Origin of the sequence: Paraburkholderia sp. (assembly GCF_049581445.1) — a bacterium.
Taxonomy (GTDB): Bacteria; Pseudomonadota; Gammaproteobacteria; order Burkholderiales; family Burkholderiaceae; genus Paraburkholderia.
Map to the genome: position 1 here is coordinate 1 of NZ_JBAURZ010000333.1, position 15,904 is coordinate 15,904.

A 15,904-nucleotide genomic window follows, 5' to 3' on the forward strand; every position below is an offset into this window, starting at 1 on the left:
CGCCAGCGCCCGCGCCACCTGTTGCGAGGTGCGCGGTAACAGCAACGCCGCCGCGCGGGTGGGCTCGTGACGTGTCCAGTCGGTCATCGAGCGTTCGCTGATCGCATCACCGACGCGCACCGCGTCGTCACCCAGCACGTCGCGTAGCGCCGCGAGCGTCTGCGAAAGCGCCGCGGGTTGACCGAGCGTCATACTGCCGTCCCTGCTTTCGTCTCTGCTGTCGTCCCTTGCGCCGCCAGCTTCTTGCGATAGCCCATCGAGTCGTTGATGCGTCCAAGAATATAGTCGCCTGCAGCGACTGGTTCATAGGTAAGGTCCGCTGCGCTCGTCCCAAGCTCGCGTGGATCGATCAGCGAGCCATAGGTCGGATCGTAGAACGTCGCAATCGAATAGCGTTCGCGGCCCGATGCATTGATCACGCGGTGCAGTGTCGAGCGAAAGCGGTCGTTGGTCCAGCGCGCCAGCAAATCACCGACGTTTACGACGAAGCTTCCCGGGACGGGCGGCGCATCGACCCAGGTATCGTTCGCGATCTCGCGCACCTGCAGACCGCCGACCTGATCCTGCCACAACAGCGTGATGCAACCGTAGTCCGTATGCGGCGCGACACCGAACTGATCCTCATCGGATTGCGGTGACTGCGGCGGATAATAGACCATCTGCGTGCGCTGCATGCGCTTTGTATAACGCGGCGCAAAGAACTGTTCATCGACCCCAAGGCTCACGGCAACTGCACGCAGCAAGTCCGCGCCGCACGCGGCCACCGCTTCGTAGTAGCCGTACAGTGCCGGGCGCAACTCGGGCATGAAGTCGGGCCAGTTGTTCGGCCCGCGCAGAGCCTGCCCTGCAAGCACATCCGGATCGTCCTCAGGCAACTCCAGACCGATGCTGAAAAATTCCTTGTAGTCAGGACGCTTGGCCTGATACATCGTCGCGTCGCCTAGGGCATTGAAGCCGCGATGCCGCTGGTTCACTGCCGCGCGCCGTTTGGTTTCGACCGGAAACGAAAAGAACTTGCGCGCCGCCTGTTCGGCTGCGTCGATGGCGCTCTGCGGCACGCCATGATTGATGATGTAGAAAAACCCGATCGTGGTGCACGCGTCGTAAATCTCACGGCCGACGTTCGCTAATGCTTCCGGCTCGCCGGCGCGCACGCCAGCCAGATTGATGATCGGAATACGGGTGACAGGCGACATCGTAATGCTCCCGAAAGAACGGCGGATTCAGCTGACGAATAAGCACCGCTGCGTCAACCTGGCGTGACGCGAATGTGCCGATCCCGGCGTCTCGAATGCGTGCTGAATGCCACTCGACGGCCCGTGCTCCATCAGTTGTATATACCGCCAAAAGCGCATTCGCAAGCCGCGTCTCTACGTTGATTCGTTTACGTGACGCGCCCCCTCGCAGCGCACAACAGGATTATTTATTTCGCACAAAAACTGCGGTATATACTGCCCCGCATACCTCGCGCCATCACTGGTTTTCGCGCGGCACCGCATCGCCAACTGGAGAATCTCATGAGCATCCTTGCAGGCTGGAAGTGTCGTTTCGTGATGTTAGCGTTGTGTGCGGCAAGCGTCGCGGCGCACGCGGATGATCAGCTAGCCAAGATCAAGCAGGCGGGTGAACTGGTGGTCGGCACCGAAATGCAATTCGCACCGTTCGACTTCCTCGAGAACGGTCAGCAGGCCGGTTTTAACAAGGATCTGTTCGCTGAGGTCGGCAAGGAACTCGGCGTGAAGGTGCGCTTTATCGACCTGCCCTGGCCGAGCGTGCTGCCCGGCCTCGAAGCGGGCAAGTTCGACATGGTTGGCGGCCCGCTCACGGTGACCAAGGCGCGCATGGAACGCTACACCTATACGCTGCCTATCGCGGACGCCACTGACGCGCTGCTCAAGCGCGCGAGCGATACCTCGCTCAAGCAATCATCGGATATCTCTGGCAAAACGGTGGGCGCGGGCAAGGGTTCGGCACAGCTCGACCAGTTGAAGGCCTACATCGCAACGCTGCCAAAGCCGCCTGAAGTACGCGAATACGTCGACAACAATCAGGCGTATGCCGATCTGGCGGCGGGCCGTCTTGCAGCTGTCGCTAACTCCATGACGAATATCGCCTACGTGGCAAAACAGCGTCCCGATACGTTTGCCGTGGTGCAGCCGCCGTTCGGCGCCAAGGTGTACTTCGCGTATTGCATGCGCAAGGACGCGGACAGCAAGCCACTCGCCGATGCGTTCAACGCCGCGCTCATCAAGATGCATAACGACGGGCGCCTCGCCGCGTTGCAGAAGAAGTGGTTCGGCGTCGCCATGGACGCACCGACCACGATGCCCACGCCGAACTATTGACGCATTCCGGTGAGCGATGCCAACGCAATATGCGCATGGCGTCGCTCACCGGTCAGTTCCAGCAGGTGCCCGGCATATGTTCAGCATCCCTGTCTTTCTCCAAGGTCTACCGCTGTTGCTGCACGCAGCCATCGCCACCGTGGGCATTTCGCTCACCGGCCTCGTGATCGGCTTCTTCGTCGCGATTGGCGTCTGTGCGGCGCGGCTCTCGGTGCATCGCGCCGCGCGGATGTTCGGTGGTGCGTATGTGTTTTTCTTCCGCGGCGTGCCGATGCTCGTGCAGTTGCTACTGGTGTATTACCTGCTGCCCTTCGTCGGCATCAACGTATCGCCGCTCGTTGCGGCGATCAGCGCGGTGTCGCTGTGCTCCGCGTCGTATATCGCCGAGATTCTGCGCGGCGGATTCCTCAGTATTCCTCCCGGACATATTGAAGCGGCACGCATGCTCGGACTATCGCCCTTCGACATGCTGCGCCGCATTCAGGTGCCGCAGGCGTTTCGTTTGACACTGCCGTCGCTCGTCAATGAGATGGTGCTGCTGATCAAGGCATCTTCGCTGATCTCAGTGGTGGGTGTGGCGGAGTTGACGCGCACTGCACAGAACATTGCCGCAAGCACATACCGGCCGCTCGAAGCGTATCTCGCGGCGGGGCTGATCTATTTCGTGATCTGCGGTGCCCTCGCGCTGGTCGCGCATGGCGCCGAGCACCGGTTGCAGCAGGCCTGAGGCGCGCCATGCAGCAATTCGATCCCACCGTCATTACGCACAACCTGCAGCCGATTGCAGCCGGTTTCGCCACCACCTTCGGGACGTGGGCCGCGGGTGTCGCCATCGGCATTCTGATCGGCTTTCTGATTGCCGTTCTGCAACTCTTTTGCGGACGTTGGGTGCGCGGCCTGCTGCGCTTTTATATCGAACTCTTTCGCGGCACGCCGTTTCTGGTGCAGCTATTCCTGCTCTATTACGGCGGCCCGTCCATCGGACTGACGCTTGAGCCCATGACCGCCGGCATCCTCGGGCTCGGCCTCTACGGCAGTGCCTATTTTGCCGAAGCCTTCCGCTCCGGATTCCAGTCCGTGCCGCCGGGACATCTCGAAGCAGCCTCGTGTCTCGGTCTGTCGCGCTGGCAGGCGGTCTTACGCATCCAGGTGCCACAAATGCTCGTGCTGATCGTGCCGGCACTGACGAATCTGATCATCGTCCTCAGCAAGGAAACAGCGGTGCTGTCGATCGTCACCGTGCCCGAACTCACCTTCGTGCTCACTGGCATCGGTTCGGCCACCTTCGCCTTTGTCGAAACGCTGCTGACGCTGTGCGTCTGCTACCTCTTGCTGGTCGAACTGACCTCGCGCGCCGGCATGTGGGCCGAGGCGCGCGTGGCGCGTTTCATGGCATGAATGAAATCAGGATCTATCGATGAATGCCCTTGCCGACATGCCCGCCTCCGCGTCCACCTTGGCAGCACAAACCGCCGGCAGCGCGCCGCTGATCGCGGTACGCGACCTGCGCAAACGCTTCGGTGAAGTCGAGGTATTGCGCGGCATCGATCTGGAGATCGCCAAATCCGAAGTGGTCTGCATCATCGGCCCGTCAGGCTCCGGCAAGAGCACCTTGTTGCGCTGTCTCGCCGCGCTGGAGACCTACGATCAGGGTGACGTACACATCGAAGGCGAGTTGCTTGGCTATGCCGAACGCAACGGCAAACGCGTGCGGGCCTCGCAGGGTGACATCAACCGGGTGCGGCGCAACGTCGGCATGGTGTTTCAACAGTTCAACCTGTGGCCGCACATGACGGCACTCGGCAACGTGATGGAGGCGTTGCTGCGGGTGCGCCATCTCTCGCGCGACGAAGCCCGCCTTCGCGCCGGCGCGATGCTGGAGACAGTGGGGCTCGCCCACAAGGCGGACGTGCATCCGGCACGGCTTTCCGGTGGCCAGCAACAACGGGTGGCGATTGCGCGGGCGCTGGCCATGGAACCGCACATCATGCTATTTGACGAGCCCACGTCCGCGCTCGACCCTGAACTAGTGGGCGAAGTGCTACAGGTGATGAAGCAGCTTGCCCGCGATGGCATGACGATGGCCGTCGTCACTCATGAGATGGGGTTCGCCGCGCAAGTCGCCGACAAGGTCGTGTTTATCGATCAGGGCCGCATTGCCGTCGAAGGCAAACCGCGCGAAGTGTTTCACGATGCCGGACAGCCGCGCCTGCGCCAGTTCCTGCAGAATTACTTCGACCGTAACGCGTTCTGGGCCCAAGGTGCCGACGAGGCAGGTCCAGTATGAACGCGCACTCGCGTGGCGGCACACGCAAGGTCGCGAAGGAGACCAAAGTAACCCGGGAAACATCGGCTTCGCTACGCGCCGCTGCCGTGGCCGCGGCGATTGCAGGCGATATTCCCGACCACCCAGCCGCGCGTTATGAGCAGGTAAAAAGCCATATTCGCCGCACCATCGAATCGGGCGCGCGGCAGCCGGGCGACCGCATCCCTTCGGAACTGGATCTCGTTGCGGCGCTGGGCGTGTCGCGCATGACCGTCAACCGCGCGTTGCGCGAACTCGCTGACGAGGGACTCGTCACGCGTGTCTCCGGGGTCGGCACCTTCGTCGCGGAAGCCAAGCCGGAATCGACGTTATTGATGATCGCCCACATCGGCGATGAAATCCGCTCACGCGGTCACGAGTACAGCTACGAAACCCTGCTGATGCAACGCGAAACCGCGCCGGTCATGGTGTCGAACGCGCTTGGCCTCGCGCCGGGGACGTCGGTGTTTCACGTGATCTGCGTACACCGTGAAAACGGGCTACCGGTGCAACTGGAGGATCGCTACGTCAACCCTGCCACCGCGCCCGAGTTTCTACAGCAGGACTTCACTACAATCCGGCCGTCTGAGTATCTGTTCAACATCGTCCCGGCGCACGACGTTGAACACGTCGTCGATGCCAGCTTGCCGACTCAGACTGAAGCCGGATTGCTGGAGATTCGCCCTGAAGAGCCATGTTTGACGCTCGTGCGCCGCACCTGGACGAGCGGCGTGGCGGTGACGTTCGCGCGCTTCGTGCACCCGGGTTCTCGCTACCGGTTAGGCTGCCGCTTTACCCCGGATATTTCGCAGCGCCAAGGATAAGGGAACGCGCGAGGCCCAGCCACCTGACACGCGATGGCCTGACGTTCAACGACTAAGGTGTGACGGCCTGAAGCGCCGCCGCGTCAAACATTCCCCGCCAGATGAAAGCGCGATGCCGGATGCCATAGCTGCACCGAGGTCGCCACCGACTCCCCCACCCACGTCCGGCGCCACAACAGCAGACACGGTTCGCCAATTTCCATCAGCAGATGGCGGCGCACATGCGCATCGGGCTTTTGCGCGTAGATGCGAAACTCGGCGCGCTGGATGGGCGCGAGACGCACCATGTAGTGATTCGGCGTCTCGACGCTAAAGTCCTGCTGGAGATACTCGGGAAATACCTTGGGATTCACGTAGCGATCTTCATACTGGATCGGCTCCCCTTCTTCGCTATGCACGATCCGCGAATGAAAAGCCGGCCCGGCCGCCAGACCCAGCGCATCGAGTGCCTGTGGATCGTCGCTCGGTTCGAGCGTCAGCACGTGAGCCATATGACGATGACCGCGCGCGGCGATTTCGTCGGCGATATTGCGAATCTCGAGTACCGTCGATTCATACCGCTGCGGCGCCACGAAAGTGCCGGAGCCCTGCACGCGTGTCAGCACCCGTTCGGTGGTCAGTTCGCGTAAGGCCCGTGACACCGTCATGCGTGCGACGCCGAACTCCTTGACCAGTTCGGTCTCCGATGGAATCAGGCCGCCCGGTTTCCAGTCGCCTTCCGCGATACGCTTGACGACATAGCGCTTGATCTGCTCGTAAGCAGGCATCGCTTTCGCGGGTGTCTCGCTGGCGTTGCCGATGCGCGATGCATGGCTGCTTTCCAGTGGCGCGTTGATATTCATATTCACGTCGACCTCGTGGGTGGTACGCAATATGCCAGCACGCCGGCGGGTGGGCCGGACGCGCCGGCTCGTGGGTCAGTTGCCCCGGTCATGCTGCCGTTTGTTGCTCGTTTGCGGCGGCGTCGCGCGTGCTGCCCGCCGCGTGGCGGGTGGCATCCACCGTTGCATGCCCGGCGTCACCAACGGCACCCGCTACTGCAGGCCGAATCTTACCCGGGTTCGGCAGCGGTGGAGGCGCCGCATCGGCAATCATGCGAAATGCAGCTGCCATGTCCTCGGCGAGGGGCCGGTCGTCGCGATACGTCGGCACCACCTGGCGCACGCTGCGCCATAAGGAATCGGTGTACGGCGCGAGCGACACATTGCCGGTCTGTAAGTCATAAGCCTGAGCTGCGGCCAGCAGTTCAATCGCCACGATCCGGCCAGCATTGTCGATAATCTCGAGCGCCTTGAGCGCGGCGGGTGTGGCGTGGCACAGGTGGTCTTCCTGCAAGCCTGAGGTGATGCCGCCGTCCAGGCTGGCGGGCATCGCGAGGCGCCGGTTTTGCGCGACCAGCGAAGCCGCCGTGTACTGCGCGATCATGAAGCCCGAACAGGTGCCGCCCGGTTCTGCGAGAAACGCAGGCAAACCGCTGACCAGCGGATTGACCAGGCGGTCCAGGCGCCGCTCAGCCATCGCGGCTACCTGGGCGATAGCGGTGGCGAGGCTGTCCATCGCCAGCGCGATCGAGGCGCCCACCGCATGTGCCTGCGAATAGACCCGCGGCGCGTCCGGCGTGCCCGCGACAATCGGATTATCTGTAATCGAAGCGAGTTCGCGGTTGACCACTTGTGCCGTCGCGGTCAATACGTCGCGAGCCGCGCCGTGAACATGCGGAATGGTCCGCATGCTGAGCGGATCCTGGGTACGCTGACCGACTACTGCGGCAAGAATCCCGCTCTCGGCCAGCGCGCCGCGCATTCTTGCGCCCACCAGGTTCAGGCCGTCCGAGATCCTCAACGCCAGCGACTCGGGATCGAACGCGGCAAGCTGACCATGCAGGTTTTCAAAGCTCATCGCCGCGACCGCGTCGGTCCAGTCGAGCAGACGCTCGGCGCGTGCGAGCGCCAGCGCAGCCAGCCCCGTCACGCATGGCGTACCGTTGATCAGGCTAAGGCCCTCCTTCGCTTCGAGCACGAGCGGCTCGAGCCCCAGGCGCCGCAATGCCTCGCGGCCGCTGACGCGCTCACCGCGATAGCGCGCATGTCCTTCGCCGATGCACACGAGCGCGATATGCGCCATGTGGCTCAGATAACCGACGGACCCGAAGGCAGGCACTTCAGGCAGGCAATCGGCATCGAGCAATGCGACAAGACGCTCTGCCACCGCAAGCCGAATCCCCGAATGTCCGTGAGCGAAGTTGTTGACCGCAGCGGTGATGATGGCACGCGTCTCGGCCACACCGAGCGACGCGCCGACACCCACCGCGTGACTCATCAGAATGTTGCGCGACAGGGCACGCTGTTCGCTGGGCGAGACGATCACATCACACAGCGCGCCGACGCCGGTATTCACGCCATAAGCGCGAATCCCGCGCTCGACGATCTGTTCGACCAGCACATGCGCGGCAACGATGCGGGAACGCGCATCGGCGGAGAGTTCGAGCGGCTCGCCTGCGGCAACCGCCGCAATCTGGCGCCAGTCGAGAGGACGTTCGGAACGAATGACAGCCATGATGATGCTCAGTTTGCAGTGCGATGATGGTGGCTGGAGACGAACTGCCTGAAGCGCTCGGACTTAAGGTCGCCGAATACCTCGTCAGGCGTGCCGTCCGCTTCCACTTCGCCCTGATGCAGGAACATCACACGGTTCGACACATGACGCGCGAAACCCATCTCGTGTGTGACGACCAGCATGGTGCGGCCTTCTTCAGCGAGCGAGCGCATCACCCGCAGCACTTCGCCGACCAGTTCCGGATCGAGCGCCGAGGTTGGCTCGTCGAACAGCATCACTTTGGGATGCATGGCGAGCGCGCGGGCAATCGCCACACGCTGTTGCTGACCACCCGACAGGTGCGCCGGATAGTGCCCGCGCTTTTCCGCGAGACCCACCTTCGCGAGTAACCCTTCGGCCTCCTCGACGGCTTCAGCGCGACTGCGTTTTTGCACCCGCATCGGGCCTTCGATCAGATTCTCGAGCACCGTCATATGCGACCACAGGTTGAAATTCTGAAACACCATGCCAAGCTGAGAGCGGATGCGATCTACCTGACGGCGGTCGCTGGGGTGCATTTTGCCGTCGCCTCGACGCTTCATCTTCAGCTCTTCGCCGGCGAGCGCAACCGAGCCGTCATCCGGCGTCTCAAGCAGGTTCAAACAGCGCAGGAATGTGCTCTTGCCCGAGCCGCTGGCGCCGAGAATCGAGATCACGTCGCCTTGATGGGCGTCGAGCGAGATGCCCTTGAGGACATGATGGTCGCCAAACGACTTGTGGATGTTCTTGACCGACAATGCGACGGGTGCCGTAGCGTTCATGTGTTTCTCCAGAATGTCCAGAATGACGGCCGTTCAGGGGGCGGCACGACGTGCTTCGGTGGTGGCGGAAACCGGGCGTGCCTTGGGCGCGACGGGTGCGGCACGCAGATGGCGCGACAGACGCACTTCGAGCAGACCGAGCAGACGCACGATGACGAAATTCAGCAACAGGTAGATGAGCGCGGCGCAGATGAACACTTCAGTGGTTCGATAGGTCTGCTGGATAATCTGCTGCGCGACGCCGGTGACTTCCCACACCGTGACAAGACTTGCCAGCGCCGTGGATTTGACGAGCAGCACGGCCTCGGTCGAATACGCCGGCAAGCACTGGCGCAAGGCAATCGGACCGATCACGCGGCGCAGCAGCGCAAAGCCCGACAGACCAATCGAATAGCCCGCTTCGATCTGCCCCACCGGCACCGCCATCAAGCCGCCACGAATGATCTCCGCGGTGTATCCGGCCGTACAAAGCGCGAGTGACAACACGGCGCACATATACGGTTCGCGCAACACGGGCCAGAGGAAACTCTCGCGTATCACGCCGAACTGCCCTAGGCCGTAGTACACGAGGAACAGCTGGATCAGCAGCGGCGAGCCGCGAAACACCAGGATATAGGCCCGCGCAAAACGGTTCGGCAGCCAATGGGGCGAGACGCGCATCGTGACGATCACAAGCGAGAGTAGCCCACCGAGCACCAGCGAACAGAAGAACAGCCCGAGCGTAGTCGGCACGGCCGCGAACAACTGGCGCAGCGTGTCGAACAGAAAATCGAAGTCGATATGCATGATGGAGCGTGCCTCGTCAGTTGCGCGCGAAATTGCGGCGGAAGGAGCGGCCCACGCGCGCTTCGGCGTGATTGAAGACGCGGTTCGAGATGCTCGTCATCACCAGATAGAGCGCGCCGCCCACGACGAAGAACGTGAAGTACTGATGGGTCGAACCGGCGGCCACCTGGCTCACACGCAGCAATTCGGCGAGCCCCGTGACAGAGATCAGGGCCGAGTCTTTCAGGCTCAATTGCCACACGTTGCCGATGCCCGGCAACGCAAAGCGCAGCACTTGCGGAATCAGGATGCGACGCGCCATGGTCAGGGTCGGCATGCCAATGGAGCGGGCGGCTTCCAGTTCGCCGCGCGAGACTGCGAGCACAGCCGCACGGTAGACCTCGGCTTGATACGCGCCGGAAATCATGCCCACGGCGAGCGCGCCGATCACGAACGGCGGCACGCCGACAAAACCATCCGCGCCGAACCATTGGCCGATGGTGGTGACGAGCGTAGAGCCGCCGAAGTAAAACAGATAGATGACGAGGAGTTCGGGCACGCCGCGGAACACTGTCGTGTAGAAGTCGCCAATCACACGCAAGGTGCGCCAGCGCGACAGCTTCGCCGCCGCCACCAGCCCGCCGAACACCGCGCCAACGGCAAGCGCCGCAAGCGTCAACGCGACGGTCATCAAGGCAGCCAGCAGCAGCACGCCGCCCCAGCCGTCCGGCCCGAAGCCGAGCATCCCGATCAGAGCCATTCCCTACCCCTCGTCCAATACGTTGGATCAAACAACCGGCAGGCGCGGCGTGGGCCGCGTTACCGTTACTTCACGCACAAACACGCAAACCCTCACCCTTCGCTCAGGGGGTGACGTCCGTCTTGAACCACTTTTCGGAGAGCTTCTTCACGGTGCCGTCGGCCAGCGCAGCGGTGATCGCGGTATCGAACTTTGCCTTCAGGTCGGCGTCCTGCTTGCGGAACGCGAGGCCTTCGCCCGGACCCCAGATCGGGCCGCCGATCTTCGGTCCGGCCATCACGATCGAAGCGGTTTCCTTCTTGTCCGTGTTGGCGGCGTAGTAGGTCACGTCGTCGAACGAGGCATCGATTCGGCCGTTGGCGAGATCCAGGTCACGTTCAGGCGAGGTCTTGTAGACGCGGATGGTGGCGACGTCCTTGAAGCCGTCGTTGATGAATTTCGTGTAGACGGTGCCGGACTGAATGCCGATCGTCTTGCCCTTCAACTCCTTGCGCAGCGAGTCGACGGTCGGCTGGTCGGTCTTCGGATCACCCGTCAGTTTAAGCACGGCGCTGGTGGGGCCGGCCTTGGGCAGCACCTTGGTGTCGGTCACGGCGAACGTGGCCGGCGTGGCCGCATACGGCCGCGAGAAGGCGATGATCTTTTCGCGCTCCGGTGTGATGGAGATGGCATCCATCAGGACATCGAACTTGCCTGCCTGCAGGCCCGGGATCATGCCGTCCCAGTCCTGCGCGACGAGGTTGCACTGCATCTGGATGCGCGCACACAGATTCGCCACCAGTTCCGGCTCGAAGCCACCCAGCTTGCCACCCGGCAGCGTCAGATTCCATGGTGCATAACCGCCTTCCAGCGCGATCGTCACGGTTTTCCAGTCCTTCGCCTGCACCGGTGCGGCGAAAATGGTCGCGGCGCCAACGACAGCGCCAATCAATGCTTTAGCCAACGTAGTGCGCTTTACCTTCACGTGGAAACTCCTTTGATTGAGGAAACACCATCCTGCTCGTCGAGCGACTTACTCACTCGCCTGAATTGACTAGACAAGTCTGCATGAGCAAAAAAATCGTCGCAAGCGAATTCTCAGAATTTCCGGAAATCTCGGGGTAAGCCCTATCTATCAAGGCTTACAGGCCAGTTTCATCTGTGCATGCGATGCAAGCATCACCTTGGCCACGTGCCAATGTGGTGCGTTTTGTCTAGACAGGTTGATGAGAAAGTGCAGCTTGCGCCGATGTGGTGCGACGTCAAGGTGGCGCTGTGTCAGGACTCGCTCTGAGATCGTCGGACCGAAAGCGGCGCTGATTGGGTACGCAGCAGCCGTGTCGAAAGCGGCTTAGTTGAGGCGTGCGCCAGCGCGAATATGGGTGGGAGTTTGCATCGCTACCAAAACGCTACCAAAGATACGGCACGAACCGATAGTGGACGCGCGCCGCATACGCCGCATAGCCCTGGAGTTGCTCGGCAAGCTGGCGCTCCTCCTGTACAGCTCGCCAGGCCAAACCTGCCACGAGGAACAGCGAGCCAGGCAAGCCCCACCATGAACCCAGCAACAGTGGCAGGCCCACGAAAAACGGCAGCGCGGCCGCATACATGGGATGCCTGACGTACGCATATGGTCCGCTATCGCTTACCGTGTGGCTACGTTCAGACTGGATCTTGACCACCGGCGCGGCGAAGCTGTTGGCGCGGAACACGAATCGGCACGCGTAGACACTCAGAAAGATGCCGAACGCGCCAACCACGCGCAACCAGCCAGGCACCGAGGACCAGTGGTAGCGTCCGCCATCCAGTCCCATCAGGATCATCCAGCCGGTCCAGACGACGCCCACATAGACCATGAAGAGCTTGTCCCAAAGTCTCTGGCTCGACTGAACCACTGGCGCAAGTCGCTCGGCGAGCAGACCCGGATCGTATCGCGCGAGCCAAAGCCCGATCCACATCCCAAGCACGGCCCATTCGAGTAGATACCACCACGCCGCTGCCCAGCGCACCGTGCCCGCCGCACCGAACAACAAGGCGGCCATGATGGCGCACCAGAGCGTCATCTGGGAGATGAGCCGTTTGATCATCATGCTGGCAGGTTCATTGATGAGTCCGTGGATGAAATTGTTAGAGACCGCCCCTGACCGCCGAACTCGCGACCGACGGCACGCCGATGCCGTGGCTCCACGAGACATGCAACAGATTGAGTTGCGCGTAAGACACACCGCTGAGCCGGCTAGAACTGGCCAGCACTGAAAGAATAAGGCCACGGCGAGTTATGAGCCCCTCTCCTGACAATTAACTTTCCGGCGTTCGTGCACTTCGACAGTGCATCACCGTCTGGATTCGGCTTCCTGGCTGAACGCCTTGCCCGCAGGACGTTCCGGGTAATTTCATACGCAAGGCCGGACCGAATATGCCCTGTCATGCCCTTAAATATGAAGATTAAATGCAGGACAAAATCATACTATTTAATTACCAATAAATTACTTTTCTATTACTTCCATAGGATATCGCGACGGTTTACGTAAACTACGGAATTACATCACAGTAATATTGTTGCGAATCGTTCTCATTTGTATTGACGCACCCATTCAGCATGCGTACGATCTCGTCATTACTGCACGAGGCGTCGCGAACCGCTGCGGTATCTGCAGGCATTCTGGCCGTGAGATGTGTAAGGCGAATGGCCCGATCAGTCGATACAACACAAACAAGGATTTCGATGAAGTTCGCCCAGTCCAAGAGACCCGCCCATAGTGCGCGTCTGCTCGAACATGCTACACCGCGCGGTCGCGCTGCACGCACGCTACGTATGCCCTCCGCGCGCCGTGTTGCGTTTTGCACCGCCTTCGCGTGGGCCTCGCTGACGGCCGCGACGGCAATGGCCGAAACCAATCCGGATGCCACGCCTAATGACGCGCCCGAGGCCGACCTGAGCATTCAGGCGAAGCCCGCCGACCAGTGGACCGGCGTGTGGTCGCGCGGCACGCTGCTTGGTGACATGGGCGGAATCCGGCCTTGGCTCGGCAAGTACGGCATCACCTTCGGCCTGACCGAAACCAGTGAATATCTCTACAACGCGCGTGGTGGCCTGAACACCGGCGGCACGTACGACGGCCTGACCACGGCTACCGTGCAGTTGGATACGAAGAAAGCGTTCGGCCTGCCGGGCGGCCTCTTCAATGTGAGCGCGCTGAATATTCACGGCCAGAATCTGAGTGAGGACAACCTTGGCACGCTGAATACCGCGAGCGGTATCGAGGCTCAGGATACGACGCGCCTGTGGGAGTTGTGGTACCAGCAGTCGTTCCTCAATAACAAAATGGACGTCAAGGTCGGTCAGCAAAGTCTCGACCAGGAATTCATCGGCAGTCAGAGTGCTGGGCTGTTCGTCAATACGATGTTCGGCTGGCCGGCACTCCCCTCGTACGACATGCCGTCAGGCGGTCCGGCTTATCCGCTGGCCGGCCTTGGCGTGCGTGTGCGCGGCCAGATCACGCCGACCTTGACGGCGTTGGCCGGCGTGTTCGACGGCGATCCGCTTGGCAACAACCCGGACAACATCAGCGGCACCAACTTCAATCTGCACAGCGGCGCGCTGTATATCGGCGAGTTGCAGTACGCGCTGAACCAGCCTGCTGACGGCGAAATGGTCGGTGCGGCCAGCAACGGTCTGCCGGGCAGCTATAAGCTCGGCATCTGGTACAACAACAATACCTTCCCGGATGGCGGATTCGGCAGCACGGGACTGGCAACCGTCAACAACCCCACCCTGCATCACGGCGACTACAGCATCTACGCCGTTGCCGATCAGATGGTGTGGCGTCCCGACCCGGATGAACCGCGCAGCATCAACGTGTTCGCGCGTGTGATGGGCGCCCCCAACGCGCAGAACGAAGTGAGCTTCGCCGCCAACCTCGGCGTCGTGATGAAGGATCCGCTCCCGGGTCGCGACAACGACACCGCGGGTATTGCGCTGACTTACATCAAGATCGGCAGTTACCTGCACGATCTCGATGAGGCCACCGCGGCCGCCATTGGTGGTCCCTACGGAGTCCGTACCAGTGAAACCGCGCTTGAGCTGACCTATCAGTATCAGGTCACCCCGTGGTGGCAACTTCAGGCCGACGCGCAATACACGTTCAACGCCGGCGCTGGTCAGAACCCTGTGGATCCGACCCAGGCGCTGCGTAACACGTTCGTTATCGGCATGCGTACCAACATTACGTTCTGACCGCTTACTTATCCTGGACAACATGTATTCAATCAAGACTGCATTTGGCGCTTTGTGCGCAGGCACGGAGGCTCAAACATGAACACCCCACAGCGAACATTCCTGCCGCGCGCGACGCGCGCACTGATGGCAGCCGCAGCGGGCGCCGCTGCCCTCGTCGCGGCCGGCACCGCGCATGCTGATCCGCAGGGTTTCCTCGAGACGCTGCATCACCACACGACGCTCGTCAACACGGTGCCCGACAACGGCGACCAGAACCCGTATGCGCTCGTCGTCGCGCCGGTTTCGGCCGGCAGCGTGAAGAAAGACGACGTGCTCGTCGACAACTTCAACAACTCGACCAATCTGCAGGGCACTGGCAGCACGATCGTCGACTACCATCCTGATACGCAGAAGTTGACCCTGTTCGCGACGATTCCGCGCGATCTGAAGGAATGCCCGGGCGGCATAGGCCTGTCGACCGCGATGACCATGCTGAAGTCTGGCTGGGTGATCGTCGGCAGCACGCCTAGCAACGACGGCACCACCGGCACCAAGGGCGCCGGCTGCCTGATCGTGCTGGATCCGCAAGGCAAGGTGACCTCGACGATCTCCAGCCCGAACATCAACGACCCGTGGGGCAACATGGCGGTCGTCGATAATGGCACGAGCGCAACGCTGTTCCTCAGCAACGCGGGCTTCGGCGTCGGCTCGGCAGCAGGTGACCCGCCGGTCTTCAAGCAGGCCACCGTGCTGCGGCTGGATCTGGACATCCCCGACGGCAAGCCGCCGGTCGTGAAGAAGGAAACCGTGGTCGCAAGCGGCTACGGCGCACAGGCCGATAAGGGCGTGTTCCTCGTTGGGCCGACTGGGCTCGCGCTGTCGAGCGACCAGAAGCTGCTTTATATTTCGGACGCCATCGGCAATCGCGTCAACGCGATCGAAGATCCGATGACGCGTGACACCAGCGCAGGCGTAGGCCGTCAGCTCACCGCCGACGGCTTGCTGCATCGCCCGCTCGCCATGGTCACAGCACCGAACGGCCACCTGCTGGTGACGAACGCATTGAACGGCCAGGTCGTTGAAATCGACCCCGCCACCGGCAAGCAGCTCTACGCGCGCTGGATCGATACGGACAAGGCGCAGTCGCCCCCGGGCAACGGCGACCTGTTCGGTATCGTCATGACACCGGCGGGCGACGGGTTTTACTATGTGCAGGATGACGTCAACACGCTGGTGCTGGCGAAGTAAGCAAGTGTGAGCAGGAGCATCATGGCAAACGACAACAATCTCCCCAAGCGGCCCACCCGCCGCGGCTTCCTGAAGGCGGGAGGCGCGGCGGTCGCGGCAGGCG

The 15,904-nt window shown here is 61.9% G+C and carries 16 protein-coding genes and 1 pseudogene; 8 read left to right on the plus strand and 9 right to left on the minus strand.

Going from position 1 to position 15,904, the window contains the following annotated elements; all coding sequences use genetic code 11:
- Both WCA85_RS27690 and WCA85_RS27695 read right to left on the minus strand, forming a co-directional pair.
- Nucleotides 1–192: pseudogene (locus WCA85_RS27690) on the minus strand (FAD-binding oxidoreductase); the annotation flags it as partial.
- The gene (locus WCA85_RS27695) at nt 189–1,196 is read right to left on the minus strand and encodes an isopenicillin N synthase family dioxygenase (protein WP_424068061.1); all 1,008 of its coding nucleotides are present in this window, start codon (nt 1,194–1,196) and stop codon (nt 189–191) included. The gene WCA85_RS27695 and the pseudogene WCA85_RS27690, both read right to left, overlap by 4 nt.
- A gap of 321 nt (nt 1,197–1,517) precedes the next feature.
- On the opposite strand from WCA85_RS27695, the gene WCA85_RS27700 reads away from it, so the two are divergent.
- The 5 genes from WCA85_RS27700 to hutC (WCA85_RS27720) all read left to right on the plus strand — a co-directional run bounded on the left by WCA85_RS27700 (nt 1,518) and on the right by hutC (WCA85_RS27720) (nt 5,474).
- A complete protein-coding gene (locus tag WCA85_RS27700) occupies nt 1,518–2,345 on the plus strand; it encodes a transporter substrate-binding domain-containing protein (RefSeq protein WP_424068062.1) in 828 nt (275 codons plus the stop codon).
- A gap of 76 nt (nt 2,346–2,421) precedes the next feature.
- On the plus strand, nt 2,422–3,072 hold the full coding sequence (locus WCA85_RS27705; RefSeq protein ID WP_424068063.1) for an amino acid ABC transporter permease: 651 nt from the start codon (nt 2,422–2,424) through the stop codon (nt 3,070–3,072).
- Between the two features lie 8 nt (nt 3,073–3,080).
- A complete protein-coding gene (locus WCA85_RS27710; RefSeq protein WP_424068064.1) occupies nt 3,081–3,743 on the plus strand; it encodes an amino acid ABC transporter permease in 663 nt (220 codons plus the stop codon).
- A 19-nt stretch (nt 3,744–3,762) separates the two neighbouring features.
- Complete coding sequence (locus WCA85_RS27715; protein ID WP_424068065.1) at nt 3,763–4,632, plus strand: amino acid ABC transporter ATP-binding protein; 870 nt, start codon at nt 3,763–3,765, stop codon at nt 4,630–4,632.
- On the plus strand, nt 4,629–5,474 hold the full coding sequence (gene hutC / locus WCA85_RS27720) for a histidine utilization repressor (protein ID WP_424068066.1): 846 nt from the start codon (nt 4,629–4,631) through the stop codon (nt 5,472–5,474). The genes WCA85_RS27715 and hutC (WCA85_RS27720) overlap by 4 nt, the downstream gene beginning before the upstream one ends.
- Nucleotides 5,475–5,557: 83 nt before the next feature.
- On the opposite strand, the gene hutC (WCA85_RS27725) is transcribed toward hutC (WCA85_RS27720), so the two are convergent.
- The 7 genes from hutC (WCA85_RS27725) to WCA85_RS27755 all read right to left on the minus strand — a co-directional run bounded on the left by hutC (WCA85_RS27725) (nt 5,558) and on the right by WCA85_RS27755 (nt 12,421).
- Entirely contained in the window at nt 5,558–6,316 is a 759-nt protein-coding gene (hutC, locus tag WCA85_RS27725; RefSeq protein WP_424068074.1) for a histidine utilization repressor, read from the minus strand.
- A gap of 88 nt (nt 6,317–6,404) precedes the next feature.
- A complete protein-coding gene (locus tag WCA85_RS27730; RefSeq protein ID WP_424068067.1) occupies nt 6,405–8,030 on the minus strand; it encodes an HAL/PAL/TAL family ammonia-lyase in 1,626 nt (541 codons plus the stop codon).
- Nucleotides 8,031–8,038: 8 nt separating this feature from the next.
- Nucleotides 8,039–8,830, minus strand: a complete 792-nt coding sequence (locus WCA85_RS27735; protein WP_424068068.1) for an ABC transporter ATP-binding protein — start codon at nt 8,828–8,830, stop codon at nt 8,039–8,041.
- A 33-nt stretch (nt 8,831–8,863) separates the two neighbouring features.
- Entirely contained in the window at nt 8,864–9,616 is a 753-nt protein-coding gene (locus WCA85_RS27740) for an ABC transporter permease (protein WP_424068069.1), read from the minus strand.
- A gap of 16 nt (nt 9,617–9,632) precedes the next feature.
- Nucleotides 9,633–10,355: an ABC transporter permease gene (locus WCA85_RS27745; RefSeq protein WP_424068070.1), complete on the minus strand. Its 723-nt coding sequence runs from the start codon at nt 10,353–10,355 to the stop codon at nt 9,633–9,635.
- 103 nt (nt 10,356–10,458) lie between these two features.
- Nucleotides 10,459–11,319 (minus strand): transporter substrate-binding domain-containing protein, encoded by an 861-nt coding sequence (locus WCA85_RS27750; RefSeq protein WP_424068071.1) that lies wholly within the window; start codon nt 11,317–11,319, stop codon nt 10,459–10,461.
- A gap of 424 nt (nt 11,320–11,743) precedes the next feature.
- Nucleotides 11,744–12,421 (minus strand): methyltransferase family protein, encoded by a 678-nt coding sequence (locus WCA85_RS27755; protein ID WP_424068075.1) that lies wholly within the window; start codon nt 12,419–12,421, stop codon nt 11,744–11,746.
- Between the two features lie 638 nt (nt 12,422–13,059).
- Here WCA85_RS27755 and WCA85_RS27760 point away from each other — a divergent pair.
- The 3 genes from WCA85_RS27760 to WCA85_RS27770 all read left to right on the plus strand — a co-directional run.
- Nucleotides 13,060–14,571, plus strand: coding sequence for a carbohydrate porin (locus WCA85_RS27760; protein WP_424068072.1), 1,512 nt, complete (start codon nt 13,060–13,062; stop codon nt 14,569–14,571).
- 78 nt (nt 14,572–14,649) lie between these two features.
- Entirely contained in the window at nt 14,650–15,801 is a 1,152-nt protein-coding gene (locus tag WCA85_RS27765) for a hypothetical protein (protein ID WP_424068073.1), read from the plus strand.
- A 21-nt stretch (nt 15,802–15,822) separates the two neighbouring features.
- The coding region (locus WCA85_RS27770; RefSeq protein ID WP_424068076.1) for a twin-arginine translocation signal domain-containing protein at nt 15,823–15,904 on the plus strand (82 nt) is incomplete at its 3' end.